Annotated in this window: 21 protein-coding genes and 1 tRNA gene; 11 read left to right on the top strand and 11 right to left on the bottom strand. The window is 67.9% G+C overall.

The features are described 5' to 3' along the window. Nucleotides 1-8 precede the first annotated feature (8 nt). Complete coding sequence (locus WFL22_RS06065) at nucleotides 9-797, bottom strand: HAD-IIA family hydrolase (RefSeq protein ID WP_336652931.1); 789 nt, start codon at nucleotides 795-797, stop codon at nucleotides 9-11. A 223-nt stretch (nucleotides 798-1020) separates the two neighbouring features. On the opposite strand from WFL22_RS06065, the gene pgm reads away from it, so the two are divergent. Both pgm and pheA read left to right on the top strand, forming a co-directional pair. Further along, entirely contained in the window at nucleotides 1021-2670 is a 1650-nt protein-coding gene (gene pgm / locus WFL22_RS06060) for a phosphoglucomutase (alpha-D-glucose-1,6-bisphosphate-dependent) (protein ID WP_336991905.1), read from the top strand. 97 nt (nucleotides 2671-2767) lie between these two features. After that, nucleotides 2768-3724, top strand: coding sequence for a prephenate dehydratase (gene pheA, locus WFL22_RS06055; protein WP_336991903.1), 957 nt, complete (start codon nucleotides 2768-2770; stop codon nucleotides 3722-3724). A gap of 85 nt (nucleotides 3725-3809) precedes the next feature. Here pheA and WFL22_RS06050 read toward each other — a convergent pair whose 3' ends face one another. Then, the gene (locus WFL22_RS06050) at nucleotides 3810-4802 is read right to left on the bottom strand and encodes a diacylglycerol/lipid kinase family protein (RefSeq protein ID WP_336991902.1); all 993 of its coding nucleotides are present in this window, start codon (nucleotides 4800-4802) and stop codon (nucleotides 3810-3812) included. A gap of 70 nt (nucleotides 4803-4872) precedes the next feature. On the opposite strand from WFL22_RS06050, the gene serS reads away from it, so the two are divergent. The 3 genes from serS to WFL22_RS06035 all read left to right on the top strand — a co-directional run bounded on the left by serS (nucleotide 4873) and on the right by WFL22_RS06035 (nucleotide 7164). Beyond that, nucleotides 4873-6144: a serine--tRNA ligase gene (gene serS, locus WFL22_RS06045; RefSeq protein ID WP_336991901.1), complete on the top strand. Its 1272-nt coding sequence runs from the start codon at nucleotides 4873-4875 to the stop codon at nucleotides 6142-6144. Between the two features lies 1 nt (nucleotide 6145). Continuing rightward, entirely contained in the window at nucleotides 6146-7036 is an 891-nt protein-coding gene (locus tag WFL22_RS06040) for an HAD family hydrolase (RefSeq protein ID WP_336652926.1), read from the top strand. A 40-nt stretch (nucleotides 7037-7076) separates the two neighbouring features. Beyond that, nucleotides 7077-7164 (top strand) — tRNA-Ser (locus WFL22_RS06035). 172 nt (nucleotides 7165-7336) lie between these two features. On the opposite strand, the gene WFL22_RS06030 is transcribed toward WFL22_RS06035, so the two are convergent. From WFL22_RS06030 to WFL22_RS06000, 7 genes are all read right to left on the bottom strand, one after another. Continuing rightward, nucleotides 7337-7606 (bottom strand): GlsB/YeaQ/YmgE family stress response membrane protein, encoded by a 270-nt coding sequence (locus tag WFL22_RS06030; protein ID WP_336652925.1) that lies wholly within the window; start codon nucleotides 7604-7606, stop codon nucleotides 7337-7339. Nucleotides 7607-7800: 194 nt separating this feature from the next. Next, nucleotides 7801-8094, bottom strand: coding sequence for a DUF7882 family protein (locus WFL22_RS06025; protein WP_336652924.1), 294 nt, complete (start codon nucleotides 8092-8094; stop codon nucleotides 7801-7803). Nucleotides 8095-8102: 8 nt separating this feature from the next. Then, nucleotides 8103-8426: a DUF7882 family protein gene (locus WFL22_RS06020; protein WP_336652923.1), complete on the bottom strand. Its 324-nt coding sequence runs from the start codon at nucleotides 8424-8426 to the stop codon at nucleotides 8103-8105. 68 nt (nucleotides 8427-8494) lie between these two features. Then, entirely contained in the window at nucleotides 8495-8968 is a 474-nt protein-coding gene (locus WFL22_RS06015) for a hypothetical protein (RefSeq protein ID WP_336991900.1), read from the bottom strand. After that, nucleotides 8965-10197, bottom strand: a complete 1233-nt coding sequence (locus WFL22_RS06010; RefSeq protein ID WP_336991899.1) for a pyridoxal phosphate-dependent aminotransferase — start codon at nucleotides 10195-10197, stop codon at nucleotides 8965-8967. Before WFL22_RS06010 ends, WFL22_RS06015 begins: the two co-directional genes overlap by 4 nt. A 41-nt stretch (nucleotides 10198-10238) precedes the next feature. Continuing rightward, nucleotides 10239-11375 (bottom strand): C45 family peptidase, encoded by a 1137-nt coding sequence (locus WFL22_RS06005; RefSeq protein ID WP_336991898.1) that lies wholly within the window; start codon nucleotides 11373-11375, stop codon nucleotides 10239-10241. After that, nucleotides 11372-13012 (bottom strand): amidohydrolase, encoded by a 1641-nt coding sequence (locus WFL22_RS06000; RefSeq protein WP_336991897.1) that lies wholly within the window; start codon nucleotides 13010-13012, stop codon nucleotides 11372-11374. The genes WFL22_RS06005 and WFL22_RS06000 overlap by 4 nt, the downstream gene beginning before the upstream one ends. A 128-nt stretch (nucleotides 13013-13140) precedes the next feature. Between WFL22_RS06000 and WFL22_RS05995 the strand changes: the two genes are divergently transcribed. The 6 genes from WFL22_RS05995 (at nucleotide 13141) to WFL22_RS05970 (ending at nucleotide 19382) form a co-directional block, all read left to right on the top strand. After that, on the top strand, nucleotides 13141-13818 hold the full coding sequence (locus WFL22_RS05995; RefSeq protein ID WP_336991896.1) for a TetR/AcrR family transcriptional regulator: 678 nt from the start codon (nucleotides 13141-13143) through the stop codon (nucleotides 13816-13818). 63 nt (nucleotides 13819-13881) lie between these two features. Next, nucleotides 13882-14931 carry an ABC transporter permease gene (locus WFL22_RS05990; RefSeq protein WP_336991895.1) on the top strand — a complete coding sequence of 350 codons (1050 nt, stop codon included), beginning with the start codon at nucleotides 13882-13884 and terminating at the stop codon, nucleotides 14929-14931. After that, complete coding sequence (locus WFL22_RS05985) at nucleotides 14928-15800, top strand: ABC transporter permease (RefSeq protein ID WP_336652916.1); 873 nt, start codon at nucleotides 14928-14930, stop codon at nucleotides 15798-15800. Before WFL22_RS05990 ends, WFL22_RS05985 begins: the two co-directional genes overlap by 4 nt. Beyond that, nucleotides 15797-16855 carry an ABC transporter ATP-binding protein gene (locus tag WFL22_RS05980; protein WP_336652915.1) on the top strand — a complete coding sequence of 353 codons (1059 nt, stop codon included), beginning with the start codon at nucleotides 15797-15799 and terminating at the stop codon, nucleotides 16853-16855. The genes WFL22_RS05985 and WFL22_RS05980 overlap by 4 nt, the downstream gene beginning before the upstream one ends. Further along, complete coding sequence (locus tag WFL22_RS05975) at nucleotides 16852-17658, top strand: ABC transporter ATP-binding protein (protein ID WP_336652914.1); 807 nt, start codon at nucleotides 16852-16854, stop codon at nucleotides 17656-17658. The genes WFL22_RS05980 and WFL22_RS05975 overlap by 4 nt, the downstream gene beginning before the upstream one ends. A 62-nt stretch (nucleotides 17659-17720) precedes the next feature. After that, on the top strand, nucleotides 17721-19382 hold the full coding sequence (locus WFL22_RS05970) for an ABC transporter substrate-binding protein (protein ID WP_336991893.1): 1662 nt from the start codon (nucleotides 17721-17723) through the stop codon (nucleotides 19380-19382). 134 nt (nucleotides 19383-19516) lie between these two features. On the opposite strand, the gene WFL22_RS05965 is transcribed toward WFL22_RS05970, so the two are convergent. Together WFL22_RS05965 and WFL22_RS05960 are read right to left on the bottom strand one after the other, a co-directional pair. Then, nucleotides 19517-20500, bottom strand: a complete 984-nt coding sequence (locus WFL22_RS05965) for an LLM class flavin-dependent oxidoreductase (RefSeq protein ID WP_336991892.1) — start codon at nucleotides 20498-20500, stop codon at nucleotides 19517-19519. Nucleotides 20501-20602: 102 nt separating this feature from the next. Then, complete coding sequence (locus WFL22_RS05960) at nucleotides 20603-21973, bottom strand: MFS transporter (RefSeq protein WP_336991890.1); 1371 nt, start codon at nucleotides 21971-21973, stop codon at nucleotides 20603-20605. Nucleotides 21974-22046 lie beyond the last annotated feature (73 nt).

The raw sequence follows: 22046 nt of genomic DNA, 5'->3' as shown, positions 1-22046 counted from the left end.
GCGGCGGGCTAGAGCAGATCCGCCACCGAAGAGAGAATTTCGTCAGGCCGGAACGGGAACTTCTCGATCTCGCGGCGATCCGAGATTCCCGTCATTACGAGCACCGTGTGCAACCCGGCCTCCATGCCCGCAACCACGTCGGTGTCCATTCGGTCGCCGATCATGCCCGTGTTGTGGGAGTGCGCGCCGATCTGGTTGAGCGCCGAACGGAACATCATCGGATTCGGCTTCCCCACAATGTAAGGCACCTTGCCCGTCACCTTCGTGATGAGTGCGTTGATGGCGCCTGTCGCGGGCAGTGGGCCGTCAGCGCTCGGGCCGGTCGCGTCTGGGTTCGTCGAGATGAACCGCGCCCCACCCATGATGAGCCGCACCGCCTTCGTGATCGCCTCGAAGGAGTAGTTGCGGGTTTCGCCCACCACCACGAAGTCGGGGTTCGACTCGGTCATCACATAGCCCGCGTCGTGCAGCGCGGTGAGAATGCCGGCCTCGCCGATCACGAACGCCGAACCGCCGGGCTTCTGCTGCTTGAGGAACGCGGCGGTGGCGAGCGCGCTCGTCCAGATTCGATCCTCAGGCACTTCGATGCCTGAGGCCGCGAGGCGGGCGCTGAGGTCGCGGGCGGTGAAGATCGAGTTGTTGGTGAGTACGAGGTAGGGGATCTCGTTCTCGCGCCAGTGCCGGATCAGCTCGGCGGCACCGGGGATCGCGCGCTCCTCGTGCACGAGCACGCCATCCATGTCGGTGAGCCAGCACTCGATTTCGTCGCGACGGGAGGGGATCACGGTGTCATCCATGTCTCCAGAGTAACCGCGTACGGTGAACGGGCGGTATCGCGGGTTTTGTGGCGGATCCGAGCGCGCTGGCTGCTGCAGCCTGCCGCACCGATCCACGTTCGCGCACCCCGAACCCCGCCGATCGGGGTGCTCGAACGTGAATCGGTGCCTGAGGAGGGGCGCGAAACGATGAAGAGACAGAGTTTCGCGGGTGTGCGAACGGGTGGGCTGGCACACTGGAAGCATGCATGAGAGAGCAGGACAGCCGGCGCAGCCGCAGGATCTCGTCGACGTCGCGGCGCTGATCGCCGCCTATTCCGAGGTCGTCCCCGATCCCGCCGACCCCACCCAGCGGGTCGTGTTCGGCACCTCGGGCCACCGCGGATCCTCACTGAAGGGCTCCTTCAACGAAGCCCACATCGTCGCGATCAGCGCCGCCATCGCCGAATACCGCGCCGCTCAGGGCATCACCGGGCCGCTCTTCATCGGATCTGACACCCACCCGCTGTCGGCGCCGGCCGAGCACACGGCGCGCGAGGTGCTGTCTGCCGCTGGCGTGCACGTGCTCGCGAAGGCGGGCAGCGGTGACGAGGTGTTCGTGCCCACCCCGGCCGTGAGCCACGCGATCCTCACCCACAACCGCGACCGCGCCGCCGACGACCCGGCCCGCGCCGACGGCATCGTCGTCACCCCCAGCCACAATCCGCCGGCAGACGGCGGCTTCAAGTACAACCCGCCGCACGGTGGGCCCGCAGATACCGACGCGACGAACGCGATCGCCGCCCGTGCCAACGAGATCCTGGAGCGCGGCATCGACAGCGTGCGCCGGTCCAGCGAGGACGGGATCGGCGGTGTGCCGGTGGGTCGCTACGATTTCCTCGGCGAGTACGTCGAAGCGCTCGGTGAGGTCATCGACGTCGCCGCGATCCGCGAGGCCGGGGTGCGCCTGGCGGCCCACCCCCTCGGCGGGGCGAACGTCGCCTACTGGGCGGCGATCCGCGACCGCTACAACCTTGACCTCACCGTGCTCGGTCCCGGCGTCGATCCGCAGTGGGGCTTCATGCACCTCGACTGGGATGGCAAGATCCGCATGGATCCTTCCTCGCGGCACGTCATGTCGACGGTTGCCGACTCCCAGCCGCTCTACGACATCGTGACCGGCAACGACGCAGACGCCGACCGCCACGGCATCGTCACCCGCGATGGCGGGCTCATGAACCCGAACCACTACCTCGCAGTGGCCATCGACTACCTGCTGACGCACCGGCCTGACTGGCCCACGACCGCGAAGGTCGGCAAGACGCTCGTCTCGTCGGCGCTCATCGACAGGGTCGTCGCCGCGCACGGCCGCGAACTGCTCGAAGTGCCTGTGGGCTTCAAATGGTTCGTGCCAGGCCTCTCGACGGGCGAGCTCGTCTTCGGTGGCGAGGAGAGCGCAGGCGCGTCGTTCCAGCGCTTCGACGGCAGTGCGTGGAGCACTGACAAAGACGGCATTCTGCTCGCGCTGCTCGCCGCTGAGATTCAGGCCGTCACCGGCCAGTCGCCCTCGGAACGCTACCGGCAGCTCACCGAGCGCTTCGGTGAGCCCGCCTACGCCCGCATCGACGCCGTGGCCACACCCGAGCAGAAGCAGCGCCTCGGGGCGCTCTCACCCGACGACGTCACCGACACCGAGCTTGCAGGTGACCCGATCACGGCGATCCTCACCCGCGCGCCCGGCAACGGCGCCCCCATCGGCGGGCTCAAAGTGCAGACCGAGCATGCATGGTTCGCCGCGCGCCCCTCGGGCACCGAAGACGTCATGAAGATCTACGCCGAGTCGTTCCGGGGGCCCGAGCACCTCGCGCTTGTGCAGCAGGCTGCGCAGGCGCTCGTCGGCCGCGTGCTCGGCTGAGGCTTGCGGGGCTCGGGTCTGCGCCGCTTCCCTGGCGCAGCCCGTGCCCGACCGCGGATCCGCTGGGCCCGCGCACGAACGCGGTACGCTGGTTCGCATGCCAGAGCCTGCTGAGACGACCCGCCGCTACTCCTACCTGGGGCCGGCGGGCACGTTTACCGAGGCGGCTCTGAAGCAGGTGCCTGAGGCCGAGGGGCAGGAGTGGAACCCCGTCGCGAATCTCGGCGAGGCACTGAACGATGTGGTGACCGGTTTCAGCGACGCCGCCATGATCGCGATCGAGAACTCGATCGACGGCGGCGTGACCGTCGCGCAGGACGCCCTCGCCACGATCCCCGGCCTGCGCATCGTCGGTGAATACCTCGTGCCGGTGAGTTTCGTGCTGGTCGCCCGCCCGGGTACCCGGCTCGAAGACATTGCGGTAGTTTCGGGGCACCCGGTGGCCTACGGCCAGTGCCGGGCCTGGCTCGACGATCAGGTGCCCCGCCACCGGCACCTCCCCGCGACCTCGAATGTGCAGGCCGCCCGCGATCTCTTTGACGCCGAAAAGGGCATCAACGCCGCCATCGCGCCGCCAGGCATCGAGGAGCACTACGACCTTGAGGTGCTCGCTGAGGGCATCGCCGAAAACCCCGACGCCGTGACCCGCTTCGTGCTCGTCAGCCGCACGGCCGCCGTCGGAGAGCCCACCGGTGCCGACAAGACCTCCCTCATCGCCGAACTGCCCGAGGACCGCGCCGGTGCGCTCCTCGAACTGCTGGAGCAGTTCGCCACCCGCGGCGTGAACCTCACGCTGCTCGCCTCCCGCCCCGTGGGCGACCGCATGGGCCGCTACCGTTTCGTGATCGACGCAGAGGGGCATATCAAGGACGAGCGTGTGGCCGACGCGCTGCTGGGCGTGAAGCGGTTCAGCCCGAACGTGGTGTTCCTGGGGTCGTATCCGAGGGCGGATCGCGTTGCCGCGAGCATCCGCGACTCCTACGATGATGACGCCTTCCGCGACGCCCGCGACTGGTTGCGCGAGGTGATCGAGGGCGCGCCAGGCGCCGCCTGACGCTCAGCCCTGGCTGGCACAGGTCAGGCCCCGTGCCAGAGCCCGGCATTGCCCTGCCGCCGGTGCCGGCCCGATCCGCGCAGGGTCAGCTCTGCGCGTTCCATTCCGGCAGCACTCGCACCGTCAGCGCGCCGGGATCCACCGTTCCGCTCACCGCGAGCGCGAGGCCGAAATCGTCGCCGTCGAGCTGCACCGGTTCGGGTCGCGGCACCGACAGTGCGTAGCGGGTGGCTCGCAGATAGTTGACGCTCTTGGTGTCGTTGACGAGGTCGATGATGCGTCTGCCCGCCTGCGTTTTGCGCAGCACGCCGTTCTCCCAGCCGATCTTGTTCCAGATGCGCAGCCACGAGAACGGGCCGAGGGGCCGCAGTGCGACCACGTCGAGCTTGCCGTCGTCGAGTTTTGCGTCGGGGATCAGCAGCACGCCGCCTGGCATCAGCCCGCAGTTGCCGATCATCACGGTGTAGACCGACAGCGACTTCAGGGGGGAGCGATCGACGGAGTAGTGGATCTGCAGCGGCCGGTCCTTGAGCATGGTGCGCACGCCGGCGTCGACGTAGGCGAGCCAGCCGAGGCGCTTCTTCAGGGTGGCGCGGGTGGCAGAGATCGCGCGGGCGTCGAGCCCCATGCCGGCGAGCACGAGGAAGACGTGCTCGTCTTCGCTGTCGTCTTCACGCACAATGCTCAGAACGCCGAGGTCGATGGGGCGGTTGCGGCCGTAGAACGCGGCGCGCACTGCTTCTTCTGGCTTGCCGAGCGGCATGCCCAGGTTGCGGGCGAGCAGATTGCCGGTGCCCTGCGGCACCACCGCGAGCGGAACTCCGGTGCCGCGCAAGGCTTCGGCCACTGCCCGCACGGTGCCGTCGCCGCCGCTGGCGAGCACGAGGTTCGCCCCCTCGGCGACGGCGCGTCGGGCGACAGCCACACCGGCGTCTTCGGCTTCGGTTTCGTACCAGCGCGTCGTCGCCCAGCCTGACTGCTGCTCGTGCAGCGACACCGCGCTGCGTAGCGCGGCGAGGTCTGTTTTGAACGGCTGATAGACCACTGCGGCGACGGGCAGACGGTGGGTCTCTGGCATGGATACAGCGTAGTGGGGGAGTGGCCGCCGCGGCTGCCGCCACCGCCTGCGACACGGGTAAGCTGGGTGCGTGATCGATCCAGTCTTGCTCCGCACCGATCCTGAGGCCGTTAAGCGCTCGCAGCGCGCGCGAGGAAATGATGAGGCGGTGGTGGATCAGGCGCTCGCCGCCGACGCGGCTCGCCGGGCTGCGCTCACCGAGTTCGAGAGTCTGCGCGCTCAGCAGAAGGAGTTCGGCGGGCGGGTGAAGACCGCGTCGAAGGAAGACAAGCCCGCGCTCATCGCCGAGGCTCAGCAGCTCGCTGCCGGCGTGAAGGCAGCGGAGGCGCGCGCAAAGGAAGCTGAGGCGCAGTTCGAGGCGCTTGCGATGCGCATCGAGAATGTGGTCATCGAGGGTGTGCCCGAGGGTGGCGAAAGCAACTTCGTCACCCTCCGCGAGGTCGGTGAGCGCGCCGAGTTCGATTTCGAGCCCCGCGACCACCTTGAGTTGGGTGAGATGCTCGGCGCGATCGACATGGAGCGTGGCGCGAAGGTTTCGGGCGCGCGTTTCTACTTCCTGCGGGGGGTGGGTGCGCGGCTCGAGCTGGCACTGATGAATATGGCGCTCGACAAGGCGCTGTCGCATGGGTTCACGCCGCTCATCACGCCCACGCTGGTGAAGCCCGAGATCATGGGTGGCACGGGCTTCCTGGGGGAGCACGCCAGCGAGGTGTACCACCTGCCTGAGCAGGATCTGTACCTCACTGGCACGAGTGAGGTGGCGCTTGCGGGTTACCACGCCGACGAGATCGTCGATCTGTCGCAGGGGCCGCTGCGCTACGCTGGCTGGTCGACCTGCTACCGCAGCGAGGCTGGCTCGCACGGTAAGGACACCCGCGGCATTCTGCGCGTCCACCAGTTCAACAAGCTTGAGATGTTCGTCTATGCCGACCCGGCCGAGGCTGAGGCGGAGCACGATCGCCTGGTGGGCTGGCAGGAAGACATGCTGCAGGCGCTCGGTCTGCACTACCGCGTCATCGATGTCGCGGCAGGCGATCTCGGCTCGAGTGCGGCGCGCAAATTCGATATCGAGGCTTGGGTGCCCACGCAGGGCGCGTACCGCGAGCTCACCTCGACCTCGAACTGCACCACCTACCAGTCGCGCAGGCTCGCCACTCGTTTCCGTGGCGAGAACGGCAAGACTTCACCCGTTGCGACGCTCAACGGCACCCTTGCGACGACGCGCTGGCTCGTTGCGATTCTCGAAACGCATCAGCAGGCCGATGGCAGTGTGATCGTGCCTGAGGCTCTGCGCCCGTACCTGGGTGGGCTCGAGGTGCTCACCCCGGTGGCCGGTGCCTGAGATGGGCGCGGGATCCGCCGCATCGACCCGGGGCGTTGTCTCCGCCGATGAACGGCACATTGTTGCACTCGACCTCGATGGCACCGTGCTCAATCACGACTTCCACGGTGCCGGCGACGACCCCAGCGGCGGTCGCATCGACGACGACCTCGCCGAGGCGATTCGCACGCTTCACGAGGCCGGGCACGAGGTCATCATTGCGACGGGGCGTTCGGTTGATGCGACGCTTCCGATTGTGGAGCGGTTGCGGATCCGCCCCGACTGGGTGATTGCGGCTAATGGCGCGGTGACGCTGCACCGCGATCCGCTCGCCCCCCGCGCCTACCGGCGCGAGTACGTCGAAGCGTTCGACCCGAGCGACGCCCTGAAGAAGATCCGCACTGCGCTTGTTACGGCGAGCTTCGCAGTCGAACTCGCCGACGGTGGCTTCCTGTACACCGCGCCGATCCCCACGGGCACCCTGCCCTCCGAACAGCGCATGGTGCCGTTCGAGCAGTTGCTCGGCGTGCAGGCTTCGCGCGTGGTCGTGGTGTCGCCCGATCACAGGCTGGAAGAGTTCCTCGATGCTGTCGAGACGCTGGGGCTCACGCACGTTTCGTATGCGGTGGGCAGCACTTCGTGGCTCGACATCGCCCCCGACGGGGTGACGAAGGCGAGCGCGCTCGAAGTGGTGGCGGCGCGACTCGGCATCGACCGTTCGCGGGTGTTCGCCGCGGGCGACGGACGCAACGACATCGACATGCTGCGATGGGCGGGGCGATCGGGCGACTCCGTGGCGATGGGTCAGGCCGTGCCCGAGGTGCGCGCGGCGGCGGTGCGAGTGACGGGCACCGTCGAAGAGGGCGGATTGCTCGCGGCGCTGCGAGACCGTTTTCCCGAGCTGCTGGGGTAGTGGCCCAACCCGGCCCCGCAGTTTTGCTAAGCTCGTGCGCGGAGGGTTGTCCGAGCGGCCGAAGGAACTTGTCTTGAAAACAAGCATGCAGTAACCCTGCATCAGGGGTTCAAATCCCCTACCCTCCGCGGTGAAAGCCCGGTCAGAATGTGATTCTGGCCGGGCTTTCTGTATTCGTCCGAGTGGCCGCAATTGCAGAGCGACACGCCTCCTGGGCCTGTACCAGGCCTAGTGCCACACACACCACGAGGCCCCGCACCGGCTCGTGCCGGTGCGGGGCCTCGTGTGGTCGTTGCGGGGTTAGTCCGCGGCGCCTCTGCGACCGACGATGAGGCCCCAGATCAGCAGCACGACAACGGAGCCGCCGATGGCGAGCAGCCACGTCTGCAGCGACCAGAAGTCCTGCAGGCTTGCTCCGAAGATCACCGAACCCAACCAGCCGCCCAGCATTGCGCCGACGACGCCGAGAAGCAGCGTTACGAACCAGCCGCCGCCCTGCCGACCCGGCAGAATCGCCTTGGCAATCGCTCCGGCGATCAGGCCGAGCACGAGAAAAGCAATGAAACCCATGTCCTGCTCCTTTCCATGATGCGGGCCCGCCTGAGAGCAGGACCGCCCGTGCCTTCGACGTTACTCCTGCCGCAAAGATGCTCGCAGGGGCTTGCGCAGCACATTCATATTGAGGTAAATGGCAATCGTTGTGTCGCACCGAAAGGAGGGGGCTGCAGAGCGGCGGATCCGCCTCCGTGCACACCGCTTACAGATCAGGCCGGCTGAGGCGGTTCTTCGACGATTCGGAGCCCGCCTTGGGAATTGGCGAAGGCGAGCAGCTGTTCGATCCATGCCGGGTTGAGTTCGTCGGTTGAGCGTTCATCGAACTCGAAGTGCACGGGCACAGAGGGGTGCAGCCAGATGCTGTGCTGCTGCTGGTCGTCGCTCCAGGTGAAGACGAGGCTCTCCTGCAGGTTGAGCTTCGCGAGGATGACGGTGCGCAGGTGTGTGAGCAGGCGGTCGTTGAAAGCGAATTTTGCGCCGTTGCCGTAGTTCAGGTGGCCCATGTGTGCTCCTAGTTCTGTTCTGCCAGGTGCTGTTGCGCCTCTTGTTGGGAGACGACGACGAGCCCCCTCGGCGTGTTTGACAGGTCGTTCAGCACTGCCAGCCAGTGCTTGTCGAGTTGTGGTGCGCGGCTGCCTGCGAAGCGGAACGCGAGCGGTATCGACGGTGTGAGCCAGATCGATACGCGCCCGCCGCCGCGCTCCACGGGCACGGTCCAGCTCATCAGGAAGCTCTCTTGCCGGCGCAGTTTGATGGTGATCGCGACTTTGAGGTGCGCGAGCGTGCGGTCGTCGAATTCGAACTCCTGCGTGCCGCCGTATGTGAGGAACCCCATGTTCCCATGGTGGCATCTTTCGGGGATGTTTGGGGCGACGCGGTCGAAACGCGAACTTGGTGTGCGGATCAGCCCAGCGGGTGCGGCACCATGCCGCCCTCGCCTGGCTCCTCGTCTTCTTCGGGTTTCGGGTCGCGGGCGTCGCCGTAGGCGAATGCGACAGAGGCGACGAGGAGGGCGAAGGCGAGGATGCCGAGCGGGTTGCAGAGCGCGATCGACATTTCGCTGGAGAACGACGACCCTGCGGCGAGGCTGAGCACTGAGACGAGGTCGCCGCCGGAAAGGTCTGGCACTGTCAGGCCGAAACCGATGGCGCAGGCCCAGGAGAGCGCGAGCGACACGATGGTGCTGCGGCTGGTGCGGCGGCCACGCTGACGCGTGATGCTGAGACGGCGCGAGAGCCAGAGGTTCAGGGCGATGAACAGGAGCCCGATGGTGGGCAGGTACCACCACGTCAGTGATCCGCCGATCCCGAACATCCAGCGGCCTGCTGCCATCCAGAGCGCGAGCACTCCTCCAACAACGGCGACGACACGACTCATCGCTGCACTGCTCCTCTCGTTCGTTCTAGCCCGCGCAGCCGTTCGACGGCGGTGCGGAGGGTTCGTTCGTCTTTGACGAAGGTGAAACGCACCCAGGGCGCGAGCGCCTGCGATGCGGTGCTTGCTTCGCGGCAGAATGCGCTGACGGGCACGGCGGCCACGCCGACGCGCTCGGGGAGTGCGCGGGCGAAGGCGGCACCGTCGTCGCCGTCGCTGAGGAACGGCCTCGCATCTGCGCAGACGAAGTAGGTGCCTGCCGGCATGATGAGGTCGAAGCCTGCGTTGCGGAGGCCTGCTGCGAGGAGGTCGCGGCGGGTGGAGAGCGAGTCTCGTAGTGCGGCGATATCGGCGTCGCCGTCGATGAGCGCGCGTGCGATGGCGGGTTGGAAGGGTGCGCCGCCGCTGTAGGTGAGAAACTGCTTGATCGCGGTGACGGCCTCGATGAGTTCGGCGGGCCCGGTGATCCAGCCGATCTTCCAACCTGTCAGCGAGAAGGTTTTGCCCGCCGACGATACCGTGAGCGTGCGTGCAGCCATGCCGGGAAGCGTGGCTATCGGGGTGTGGGCGACGCCGTCGAAAGTGAGGTGTTCGTAGACCTCGTCGGTGATGATGAGCGCGTTGGCTCGCTGCGCGGCCGCCGCGATGAGCTGCAGTTCGCGCGATGACAGCACGGTGCCCGTGGGGTTGTGGGGTGTGTTGACGATGATGATGCTGGTGCGCGGGGAGACTGCGGTGTCGAGGGCCGCGGTGTCGAGGCGGAAGCCGTCGGGGTCGGGGGTGAGCGGCACGGTGACGTGGGTGGCGCCTGCCATGGCGATGGCCGCGGCGTGGGAGTCGTAGAAGGGTTCGAGTGTGACGACTTCGTCGCCGGGGCCGGCGAGGGCGAGCACCGCGGCGGCGATGGCCTCGGTGGCTCCGGCGGTGACGAGTACTTCGCGCTCGGGGTCGAGTTCGATGCCGTAGTGACGCAGCTGGTGGGCTGCGATGGCGTGGCGCAGCTCAGGGGTGCCGCGCCCGGGCGGATACTGGTTGACGCCGTTGCGGATCGCGGCGGCGGCGATGTCGCGCACCCAGGCGGGCCCGTCGCTGTCGGGGAAGCCCTGACCGAGGTTGGCGGCACCGGTGCGCTGCGCGAGCGCGGTCATCTCGGCGAAGATGGTGGGTCTGGCCGAGCCGTCGGGGGAGGCGAGGCCGCTCGCCCGGGCCACGTCTCGCCATCTCTGCACCACCCCTCCAGTGTAGGCGTGAGCGGATGGCGAGACGCGCGTGGTCAGGCTCGCAGCTGCCGCCACTGCTCCGGGGTGGCCGTCTGCGCGTCGACGGGGGTGCCGTCGAGCACGCGGGCCTCGCGAGTGGCGGGGTCGAGGATCACGAGTGCCAGGCTGGCCCATCGCTTGCCGAAGGGTTCGGCAGGGTCGGGCAGGCGGGTGACAGGCGCCTCGCCTGAGGCGGTTGCCATGCAGGGCAGCAGCCCTGCGGAGACCTCTGGCATGTCGCCGGCTGTCATGAGACTGCTGAGGCGCCCGGTGAGCAGGGCGAAGCGTGCCCCTGAGCCGGGCTGATAGTTCCACGTCTTCTCGTCGGGAGTGAGCTCGGGGGCGAGGAAGTGGTTGGTGCGCAGTAGGTACCCGCTGTCGGTGCGGTGCTCGAAGACGCCGACGGGGCTGAGATCGAGGATGACGGCGTCGCCGGTGGCATCGAAGAGGGAAAACGAGCCGGACGATTCGATGGGAACGCTGCGGATCAGCTGCAGCGCCTCCGCGACGCTCGCGGTTTCGCTGAGCACCGCGAAGGCGAGCACGTGCATGGGGATGCCGCCGGCCTTGTCGGCGATGTGCCCGAGCACGTTGTAGTGCAGTGCGAGGCCGGCCGAGTTGACGCCGATCTTGCCGAGGATGCCGTGTTCGGTGACCCCGACCACGTCGTACGTGCCGCCGCGGGCTTCGAGCGTGTGCCAGTAGGAGCTGAGCTCGACGTGCCAGTCCCAGGTCTGGATGCCCGTGACGTGGCGCGGGGCGGCGTCGCTGCTGGGGTCGGCGGCGGGCACGCGCAAAATCGTGGAGCACTCGCCGGGCGGCACTGTGGTGCTGCGCGCGAGGATCTCGGTGCGGGCGTTGAGGGCACCGATGCGCCACAGCGGGGTGCCGCTGCCCGCGGCGATGCCCTCGATTTCTTCGAGCATGGCCGGCAGGTGCTCGCCGATGGCGTCGAGCGCGGTCTCGGCGTCGCGGCGCACGGTGGCCTCGTCGAGGCCGCCGGCTGTGAAGAGCTTGTCGTAGCGCTCGATGCCGCCCCGTACGGAGTCGGCGAGGGCGCGCCCGCGCTGCTCGCCGCGCTCACGCGGGGTGGCGGCGTCGACGGTGATGTGCGGGCGCTGCTCGGGGCGGGGGATGAGGGGTTCGGTCACGGGGTCTCCTGTGTCGAGAGGGCGGGGGCTGCTGCTACGCGGCACCCGTCGATGTAGGTGGCGAGCACGGCGTTATCGGCCTGCTGCTCGGGGTCGAGTGCCAGGGGGTTCTCGGCGAACACGGTCAGGTCGGCGGTGAGGCCCTGAGCGATGCGCCCGAAGTGATCCTGGGTGCCTTCGGCGATGGCCGGGGCGAGGGTCATCGCGCGGTAGGCCTCGGCGGGGGTGATGCGCTGCTGCGGCTGGTTGCCGGCATGCTCGGGCATGTCAACGGGGCGGCGCAGCTGCGCGTCGGCGAGTGAGATGCGCGGATCGCCGACGCCGATGGGCCAGTCCGAGCTCAGGGTGACCACGGCGTCGTGGCTGATGAGATCGCGGATGCGCCAGCCGGCGGCCACGCGCTCCGGCCCGATCCGCTGCGACCAGCCGTCGCTCTGGTCGGGGCTGGTGAGTCGGGTGGCGTGGGTGGGCTGCAGGCCGGCGACGACGCCGAGTTCAGCGAAGCGGTCGAGCAGTGAGTCGGGGATTGACTCGATGTGTTCGATGCGGTGGGGCGCGCTGGGGGCGTGGCCGACCTCGGCGACGGTGTCGAGCACGAAGCGCACGGCCTGGTCGCCGATGGCGTGCGTGATGGTGGGGATATCGCGCGAGGTGAAGAAGCGCACGGCTTCGCGGTAGGCGTCAGTGCTGGTCCAGAGGGCGTCGTGGTTCTCGCCGTGGGTGTCGGGCTGCTCGAACCAGGCGGTGCCGTTGTCGGCGGTGCCGTCGAGCATGAACTTCACTCCCTCGACGCGCCAGCGCTTGCCGCCGGTGCCGATGAGTGCGGCGATGCGCTCCCATTCGACGGGCTCTGAGTCTGCGGGCACTAGCGGTGAGCAGCGCACGCGCACGGGCAGTTCGTGCTCGGCTTCGAGCAGGGGGAAGAGCTCTGCGGAGGGATCGTGGAAGTCGAGGGCGTGCACGGCGGTGAGCCCCTGGGAGGCGAATGCGCGCAGGGAGTCGAGCAGGTAGCCGGCGAGCACTTCGGCGGGTTCTTGGGGGTAATTGCGGATGACGAGGTCCATCGCTTGCAGCTCGATAACCCAGCCAGTGGGGCCTTCGGCGTCGACGACGATGGTCGAGGCGTCGGCGAAGGTCTCGTCGCCGGTGAGCCCGATTGCGGCGACCACGGCTGGGCTGACCACGAGCGCGTGGGCGTCGCGGGTCATGATCGAGATCTTGACACCGGGGAACCACTCTTCGAAAATGCGGCCTTCTGGTTCGCCGGGGAAGGCGTTGACGTCGAGGTCGTAACCGGTGATCCAGGCACCGTGCTCGGCTGCTGCGACGGCGGGCGCGAGCTGGGCGCGAACATCGTCGAGTGAGGTGGCACCTCCGAAGCCGAGGCTGCCGCCCTGGCTTTCGGAGCCCCAGACGGGGTGGGTGTGAGTGTCGACGAGGCCGGGGAGGATTGCGGCACGGGGGCCGTGGTCGTGCACCTCGGTGTTGGGGCCGCCACAGGTATCGAGCAGTTCTGCGCCGCCGATGGCGCTGATGCGCCCGTCGGTGATCGCGACGTGGGTGCGGGGAGTCTGCGAGGGCAGCTCGCCGGGATTCACGACGACGCCTCCGCTCAGAATCGTGTCGGCGTATGTCACAGTTCCCCACTTTCTCGTCGCGTTGACGATGCGCGATGCGAGGCGGGTCTCCGCCTCTCCGTTACGGCTTGGTGACAATACTGACCCATTTTTGGTCAAATGACCAAAATATGGTTACGATCATCCGCATGACCCAGTCAAAGACGACCCGCAGCTATCTTTCGGCGGCCGAGCGCCGCGCCGAGATCGCGGATGCCGCCGCGCGCATCGGCATCGAGGAAGGCCTCGAACGAATCACCCTGCGCCGCGTTGCCGAGTCCGTGGGCGTGCGCCCCGGCCTCATCAGCCACTACTACCCCGAGGCAGAAGGTCTCGTCGCCACAGCCTTCGTGCACGCAACCGACGACGAGAGCGATGCGCTCTTCGTGCACGACGAAACACGAGCACCCGTCGAGCGAATGGCGGATTTCCTCGCCCGCGCCTTCTCGCCCGAAAGCGCCGAACTCAGCCGTCTCTGGTTGAACGCCCGAAACCTCAGTCGCTACAACGGTGCGCTGCGCCAGGCGCTCACCGCACAAGAGACGGCGAACCGCCGCCGCCTCATGGCGCTCGTCTCCGAAGGCGTCGAAGCTGGTGAGTTCCGCTGCGACGACATCGAACGCAGCGTGATCCTCATCCTCATCCTCGTCGACTCCCTCACCGCCTACGCCAACGAGGAGCGCAGCGACGCAACCCCGCTCGTTGCGCCCGTCGTCTACGCCACCACCGAGCGCGAGCTCGGCCTCGCCCCCGGCGCTCTCGGCGGTCACACCGCAGAGGTCGAGACGCGATCCGCCAGCACGCACAGCGAAGCCCCCGCGAGCTGAGCCCCCGGGCTGATCCGCCCCCCCGATTCACCAGATTCCGAGCACACCACTCAACGGAGAGACATGACAGACACCTCATCGACGCGCGCCATCGCCACGCGCCGCACGACCGGTGCCGCGCCGAACGACACAGCCCGCGCCGCCCGCCGGGCCCCCTGGGGGCCCGCCCTCGCCTTCCTCGCCCGCCGCATTGGAGGCCTGCTCGGCACCATGCTGCTCGCCAGCTTCGTGGTCTTCGGCGCGCTCTACCTGGCACCCGGCTCGCCGCTGTCGTTCCTCACGCAGGGCCGTTCCGTCACCCCCGAGGCCATTGCGCAGCTCGAAGCGCAATACCACCTCGACCAGCCGTTCATCGTGCAGTACTTCATCTGGCTCGGCGGGGTGCTGCGCGGCGACTTCGGCGCCTCGATCATCTTCGGTGATCCTGTGACCAGCCTGCTCGCGCAGCGCGTCGGCAACACGGCCCTGCTGCTCGCCGCCGCTGCGGTGCTGGTGCTGGTGATCGGCCTCGCCGTCGGATTCTTCGCCGGCCTCAAGCCCGGCGTGCTCTCCGAGTCGGTGATGGCCCTCGCCACCGCGGCGATGGCGGTGCCCGGCTTCGTCGCGGCCGTCGTGCTGATGCTCGTGTTCGCGGTGCAGCTCGGGTGGATGCCGAGCTACGGCATGGGCGAGCCGGGCATTGGAACCCTGCAACACCTTGCGCTGCCATCCATCGCGCTCGCGATCACCTCGATCGCGTTCGTCGCCAGACTCACCCAGAACGCGGTGCGCGCCGAGATGAAATCCGAGCACGTGCAGACTGCCGTCTCACGAGGCCTCCCATCGCGCTTCATCGTGCGTCGCCACATCATCCGCAATGCCGCCATGCCCGTGCTCACCGCGGCCGGTCTCACCGTCGCCGGCCTCATCGCCGGCAGCGTGATCATCGAGCAGATCTTCCAGCTCGGCGGTCTCGGCCAGTTTCTCATCGACTCAGTGCAGAAGAAGGACTTCCCCGTGGTGCAGGCGATCTGCCTCATCTACGTCGCCACCTTCATCGTGCTCAACACTCTGATCGATATCGCGTACACCCTCCTCGACCCCCGCGTCTCGCTCGGAAAGAAGACGTCATGACCTCCACAACAGCTATTGCGACAGCTCGCCCCGCGGCGCGCACACCCCGCCTGCGAATCCTGCCCGGCATCGGCATCACCGGTCAGATCGCATTCTGGACCGTCATTGCCGTCGCGCTGCTCGCAGCGATCGGCCCGATGTTCGTGCAGGTCGACCCCAACGCCGTCGACCTCGAATACGCCTACTACCCGCCGAGCCCGTGGTACCCGCTCGGTGCCGACGCGAGCGGACGCGACATCCTGAGCCGACTCATCGTCGGATCGCGCACCGCCCTGCTCGGCCCGCTGGCCGTGGTCACCATGGCGACCTTCCTGGGCACGCTGCTCGGGCTTGTCGCGGTCTGGTTCGGTGGCTGGGTCGACGCCACGATCGTGCGCGTCATCGATGCGATCTTCGCATTCCCCGGCATCCTGGTCGCGATCCTCGCCACCGCTCTGTTCGGCCCTGGCCTGCTGGCTGCCACGATCGCGCTCGCAATCGCCTACACCCCGTACATTGCGCGTATCGTGCGCAGCGCGGCGCTGCGCGAACGCAACCTGCCCTACATTTCTGCGCTGCAGGTGCAGGGGCGTCACGGCTTCGCGATCAGCGCGAGGCACATTCTGCCCAACGTTTCTGGGCTGATCGTCGCGAACGCCACGCTCTGCTTCGGGCTTGCGCTCATCGACCTCGCCGCGCTCTCCTTCATCGGTTTCGGCGTGCAGCCCCCCACGGCCGACTGGGGTGCGATGGTCGGCGGCGGCATGTCGGGCATCCTGCAGGGCGAGCCAGGCGAAGCTCTCGCCGCGAGCCTGCTCATCGTGATCACTGTCGCCGCCGTCAACACCCTCGGCGACCGCCTCGTCCAGCGATCGGAGAACCGCGCATGACCGCTCTGCTCACCGTTGAAGACCTCACCGTCGATCTCAAGGTCGGCGATGAGATGCGCACCGTGCTCAAGCAGGTTTCGTTCTCCGTCGGCGAGGGGCAGACCGTCGGCCTCGTCGGCGAGTCCGGGTCGGGCAAGTCGATGACCGTCCGTGCCGTCTCGCGTCTGCTGCCCGAGGGTGCCGCGGTCACCGGCAGCGTGCGCTTCGGTGACCGCGACGTGCTCGATCTGCGCGGAGATGCGCTGCGCCGCTACCGCGCCTCCGATGTCGCGATGGTGTTCCAGGATGCCCGCGCGCACACCAACCCGGTGCGCCGCATCGGCGACTTCCTCACCGAGGCGATGATTCTCAACGGCAAGACGGGCCGCCGCCAGGCCGAGGCCACCGCCGTCGAACTGCTCGAAGCTGTGGGCGTGCACGACGCCGAACGCCGCATGCGGCAGTACCCGCACGAATTGTCGGGCGGTCTGCTGCAGCGCGTCATGATCGCCGCCTCCGTCGCGGCACGGCCGCGACTCATCCTCGCCGATGAGCCGACCACCGCGCTCGACGTCACCACGCAGGCCGAGGTGATGGCGATTCTCAAGCGTATGCAGCAGGAGTACGGCATGGCCATGCTGTTCATCACGCACGATCTCGAACTTGCGGGATCGATCTGCGACGAGACCGTGGTGCTCTACGCCGGCGAGGTGGTCGAACAGCAGCGCTCGGCGCAGCTGCACCGCGATCCGCTGCACCCGTACACTGCGGCGCTCGTGCAGGCCCGCCCCGATATTCACCGGCGTTCCGAGCGCCTGCTCTCGGTGCCCGGCCACCCCACCACCGCCTATGAGGCGCCGGCCGGTTGCGCCTTCGCGCCGCGCTGCCGCTTTGCCCAGGATCGCTGCCGGGCCGAGAAGCCCGCGCTCGAAGCGCTCGACGCTGCCGGTCTGAGCCGCTGCCTGCGGGCCGATGAGCTGCGGGGTGCGCTGCTCGCACCTGTGGAGGCCGCCGCCGATCCCGTTCCTGCTACCGGCCTCGCCGCAGGCCCCGCCGATGAGGAGGCGACTCGATGACCGCTCCATTGCTCCAGGTCCAGGGGCTGACCAAGCACTACGGCACCGGCCGCGCCCGCGCGGTCGCCGTCGACGGCGTCTCCTTCGAGCTCGAAGCCGGCGGCTCGCTCGGCATCGTCGGCGAGTCGGGATCCGGCAAGACCACCACCGCACGCATGGTCATGGGGCTCGAACGCCCCACCTCAGGCACGATCCTCTACCGCGGCGAGGATCGCACTGCGCCGCCGCGCAGCGCACGCGAGTGGAAGCGTCGCGGGCGCGAGATCCAGATCGTGTTTCAGGATCCTTACACCTCGCTCGACCGCAAGCAGACCGTGGGCGACTGCCTCGCCGAGGTGGTGCGTCTGCACTTCCCCGGTGATCGGGCCCAGCTGCGCAGCAGAGTCGAAGAGCTCGCCGATCTCGTCGGTCTCGACGAGCGGCAGCTGCGCGCCCTGCCGCGCGCGCTCTCCGGCGGTCAGCGGCAGCGCGTCGCCATTGCGCGTGCGCTTGCCGCCCAGCCACAGTTGCTCATCCTCGATGAGGCGGTGTCGGCGCTCGACGTGTCGATCCAGGCGCAGATTCTCAACCTGCTCGCCGATATCCGCGCCGAGCAGGGCATCGGCTTCCTCTTCATCAGCCACGACCTCGCGGTGATTCGCCAGATCTGCGACGACACCATCGTCATGCGTTACGGCGAGGTCGTCGAGCAGGGCCCCACCGAGCGGGTGCTCGACAGCCCCGAGCACCCCTATACCCGCCTGCTGCGCGACAGCGTGCCCCAGGACGGCTGGGATCCGCTCGCCGGCCCTGCCCGGTTTTGAGCCCGGGCCGTCATCCTCACCCGACCCCACGAACACCACACCCCATTCACAAGGAGAATGACATGAGATCGAAGACGATCCGCCGATCCGGCGCAGCCCTCGCTGTTGGCCTGATCGCGAGCACCGCGCTCGTGGCCTGCGCCGGAGCGCCCGGCGGCCCCGGCGGCAAGCCGCCGAAGGAAGAGTTCACCTACCAACTCACCACCATGACGCCCGCCCCCACCACCGAGGTCGACTCGGTCTCCTGGAACCTGTTCCAGGGCGAGCCGTGGACGCTGAACCCCTTCACCTCCGCCGACTTCGCCCCCAACATGGTCGGGTCGAACATGTGCGAGACCCTGCTGCAGCAGACCCCCGAGTTCGAGATCAAGCCGAACCTCGCGGCATCGTGGGAGAACCCCGATCCGCTCACCTGGGTGTACCAGCTACGCGACGACGTCACCTTCTGGGATGGCTCCCCGATGACCGCCGAAGACGTCGCCGCGACAATGACGCACTCGCAGACCGACCCCACCTCCTTCCAGCACGCCAACTACTCCTCGGTCGAGTCGGTCACCGCGACGGGCGAGTTCGAGGTGACCGTCAAGCTGAAGACCCCGAACTACCTCTTCCACAAGCAGCTCGCGAGCTTCGTGGGCGTCGTCATGCAGAAGGAGTTCATCGAGGCGCACGCCGAAGACCTCGGCACCCCCTCGGTTGGCGTGATGTGCACGGGCCCGTTCCAGTTCACGAAGTGGGATCAGGGCGACTCGATCACCCTGAGCCGCTACGACGGCTACTGGAACGACAAGCTGCGGCCGAAGGCTAAGGAGCTGAAGTTCACCTTCCTCACCGATGACACGGCGATCACCTCGGCGCTGCTCTCGGGCGAGATCGACGGCACCTACAACCCGCCGAGCTCTTCGACGCAGCAGCTGCTGTCGAGCGACGCCGGTGAGCTCGCCTTCGGCCCTGCGCCGCTCGTGGTCACCACGTTCTACACGAACCCCGATGGCGCGATGGCGGATCCCGCGATCCGTGAAGCGCTGCAGCTCGCGACCGACTGGAGCGGCATCGCCCGCCAGGCCTTCGGCGGCATCGGTAAGGCTTCGGCCCTGCAGACCCCGCCCGCCGCGTTCGGCACCAGTGCGAGCGCGATGGACGTGCTCGACCAGGAGTTCGCCACCGACGGCAAGGCTGATATCGAGGCCGCGAAGCAGGCGCTCGAGGGTGCCAGCCCTGAGGCGAAGGCGAAGACCATCAAGATGGTGGTGCCCGAGCAGTCGGAGACCCAGCAGCTCGGCCTCGCCGTCGAAGACGCCGCCAAGAAGCTCGGCCTCGACTTCAAGCTGACGGTGTCGCCGGCCAACCAGTACACGAACTACCTGTACGACCCCGAAACCCGCGGTGACACCGACATCCTCTACACCACCTTCTGGCCGAACATCCCCGATCCGCTCGACTGGATGCAGATCACCTCGGTGACCGGCGGCTCGTTCAACTCCTACGGCTACACCGGCATCGACGAGCTCTTCGCGAAGGCCGTGCAGATCGAGGATGACGCCGAGCGCGCCAAAGTCACCGCCGAGATGGCGCGTATCTCCCGCGAGGAACTGCTGCCGATGACGCCCGGCATCACGCAGGACAACGCAGTGTGGCAGAACAGCCGCATCACCGGCGCGCCGGCCGCGTTCGACTACACCTTCTACCCCTGGGCTGCCCACATCGGCGGCACGGGCAAGTAGTCTCGGCACCCGGGCTTCCGGGTGATAGATCGGCCTCGGTTCGCCGCGGCGGGCGCTCCTCAGCGGGGCGGTCGCCGCAGTGGGCCGGGGCCGATGCTGGTGAGAGGGGCGGATCCCGGTGCGTGCTGCGGGCCTCAGTTCTCCGGGGCTGCGATGCTGACCGAGGCCAGTTGTTCTGCGCGCGTGGGGGCCGGGTGCACGGTGATCAGCTCGTCGACATTGGCGAAGCGGGCGAAGGCTTCGAGTTCTTCACGCACCCGTTCGCGCCCGCCGATCGCGGTGTACTGCATCATGCCGCGGATCTCTACACCGGCGGGGGTGTCGACGAGCGCCGAAGCCTCATCGGCGGTGAGTTCGCGCTCGCGGCCCCGCGACAGGAAGCGCCGCACTCGGTCGATCTCGGTGCGCACGAACAGGGCTTCGGCTTCTTCGTCGGTGTTGGCAGCGACCACATTGATGCCGGCGCTCACGTAGGGTTCGGGGTGAGCAGCGCTCGGCACGAAGTGTGCGCGGTAGTGCTGCACTGCCGCGGTGAGCTGCTGGGGGGCGAAGTGCGAGGCGAAGGAGTAGGGGAGCCCGAGCTGTGCTGCGAGGCTCGCACCGAACAGGCTGGATCCAAGGATCGTGAGCGGCACCCGGGTGCCGCGCCCCGGGTAAGCGTTCACTGCGGTGCGGGGCAGCTCGTCTGACAGGTAGCGCTGCAGTTCGAGCACGTCGGCTGGGAAGTTCTCGGCGGCCTCGTGGGTGCGGCGCAGGGCGCGGAACGTGGCACCGTCGGTGCCTGGTGCGCGGCCGAGGCCGAGGTCGATGCGGCCGGGGTGCAATTCGGCAAGGGTGCCGAACTGTTCGGCGATGACGAGGGGCGAGTGGTTCGGCAGCATGACGCCGCCTGCGCCGAGGCCGATGTGTTCGGTGTGGGCTGCGATGTGGCCGATGAGCACCGCGGTGGCGCTCGAAGCGATCGACGGCATGTTGTGGTGCTCGGCATACCAGATGCGGCGGTAGCCGCTGCTCTCGGCGAGGCGGGCCACTGCGACGGAGTGGCGGAATGCGTCGGCGATGCTGCCGTCTGCCTCCACTGTGGCGAGGTCGAGGATCGAGAGCGGGGTGGCGGCCATGCGAAATGCAACCGGGGGGCCGGATCACGTATTCCCCGGCACGACGGAGAGGGGCGGATCCGTTACCGGATCCGCCCCTCTCTGTGTGCGCGAGTGCGCGAGTTAGCGCTTCGCGGGTGCCCAGGTCTTGATGAGGCCGCTGTGCTCGAACTCGGGGTCGAGCGGGATGTTGGTGCGATCCTTCAGCAGCGTGCTCGCGAGCAGGCCGAGGCCCGTCATGATGAGCAGGTAGACCACGATGGCCCAGGTGCTGCCGAAGGACTGCAGCAGGATCTGTGCAATGGTCGGGGCGAAGGCACCGCCGATGACGCCGCCGATCGCGTAGCTGATCGAGATGCCCGAGTAGCGGATCGAGGCCGGGAAGGTTTCGGCGTACCAGACGGCCGTGGGGCCGTAGGTGAGGCCAAGGCCCACCGCGAGCAGGCTGGTGCCGATGAGCACGCCGCCGACGCCGCCGTTGAAGACGAACTGGAAGAGCGGGATGACGGCCGCGGCCTGGAGGAACCAGCCGACGGTCATCACAGGCTTGCGGCCGAAACGGTCGCTCAGCGGGCCCGAGATGAAGGTGAAGATCGCCCAGACCACGGCGGAGGCGAGCACGGCGAGCTGCACCTGCACCGGGTCGTATCCCAATCCGCCCTCGGCTTCAGGGCGTGAGGCGAGGCCCTGCACGTAGCCGCCGGTGAGCATGTAGCCGACGGCATTGTTGCCGGCGAACAGCAGTGCGGCGAGAATCACGAGCGGGGTGTGCGCCTTGAACACCTGGGCGATGGGTGCCGAGGCCTGCTTCTTGGTCTGCTTGATCTCGCTGAACACGGGCGACTCGTCGACGGTGCGGCGAATGACGAAGCCGATCACGATCAGCACGACCGAGAACAGGAACGGCACGCGCCAGCCCCACTCCTCAAAGGCATCGCCGGGTGCGACGACGCGCATGATCGCGAGCATTGCCGAGGCGAGCAGCATGCCGAACGGCACGCCGAGCTGGGGGAAGACGCCGAAGAGGCCGCGCTTGCCCTCGGGCGCGTGCTCGACCGACATGAGCACGGCACCGCCCCATTCGCCGCCGGCCGAGAGGCCCTGCAGGATGCGCAGCACGATGAGGATGACCGGGGCCACGATGCCGATCGACTGGTAGGTGGGCAGCAGGCCGATGCCCACGGTCGCGACGCCCATGACCAGCAGCGTGATGACGAGCATCGGCTGGCGGCCGAGCTTGTCACCGAAGTGACCGGCGAGGAACGCGCCGAGGGGGCGGAAGAGGAACGAGAGACCGATCGTCACGAGCGAGAGGATCTGCATCATGCCGGGGCCGGCGGGCTCGAAGAACAGCTTCGCCAGCACGAGGTTGGCGGCGAAGGCGTAGATGAAGAAGTCGTACCATTCGATCGTGGTGCCGATGATCGAGGCTGCGACGACTTTCCGGCGCTCGTGCGCGCTGTTCTTGGGCGGTGCTGACGTTGGTGCTGTCATTATTTGACTTCCTTGTCCAAATATCGGATGAATTGATCCCCGCATAGCATTCTAAACCCATACGCGACGACAG

The sequence above is a fragment of the Leucobacter sp. VD1 genome (assembly GCF_037150695.1).
Classification (GTDB): domain Bacteria; phylum Actinomycetota; class Actinomycetes; order Actinomycetales; family Microbacteriaceae; genus Leucobacter.
Note: the sequence above shows the minus strand (reverse complement) of the source record. Positions and strands in the feature narration are given on the sequence as shown.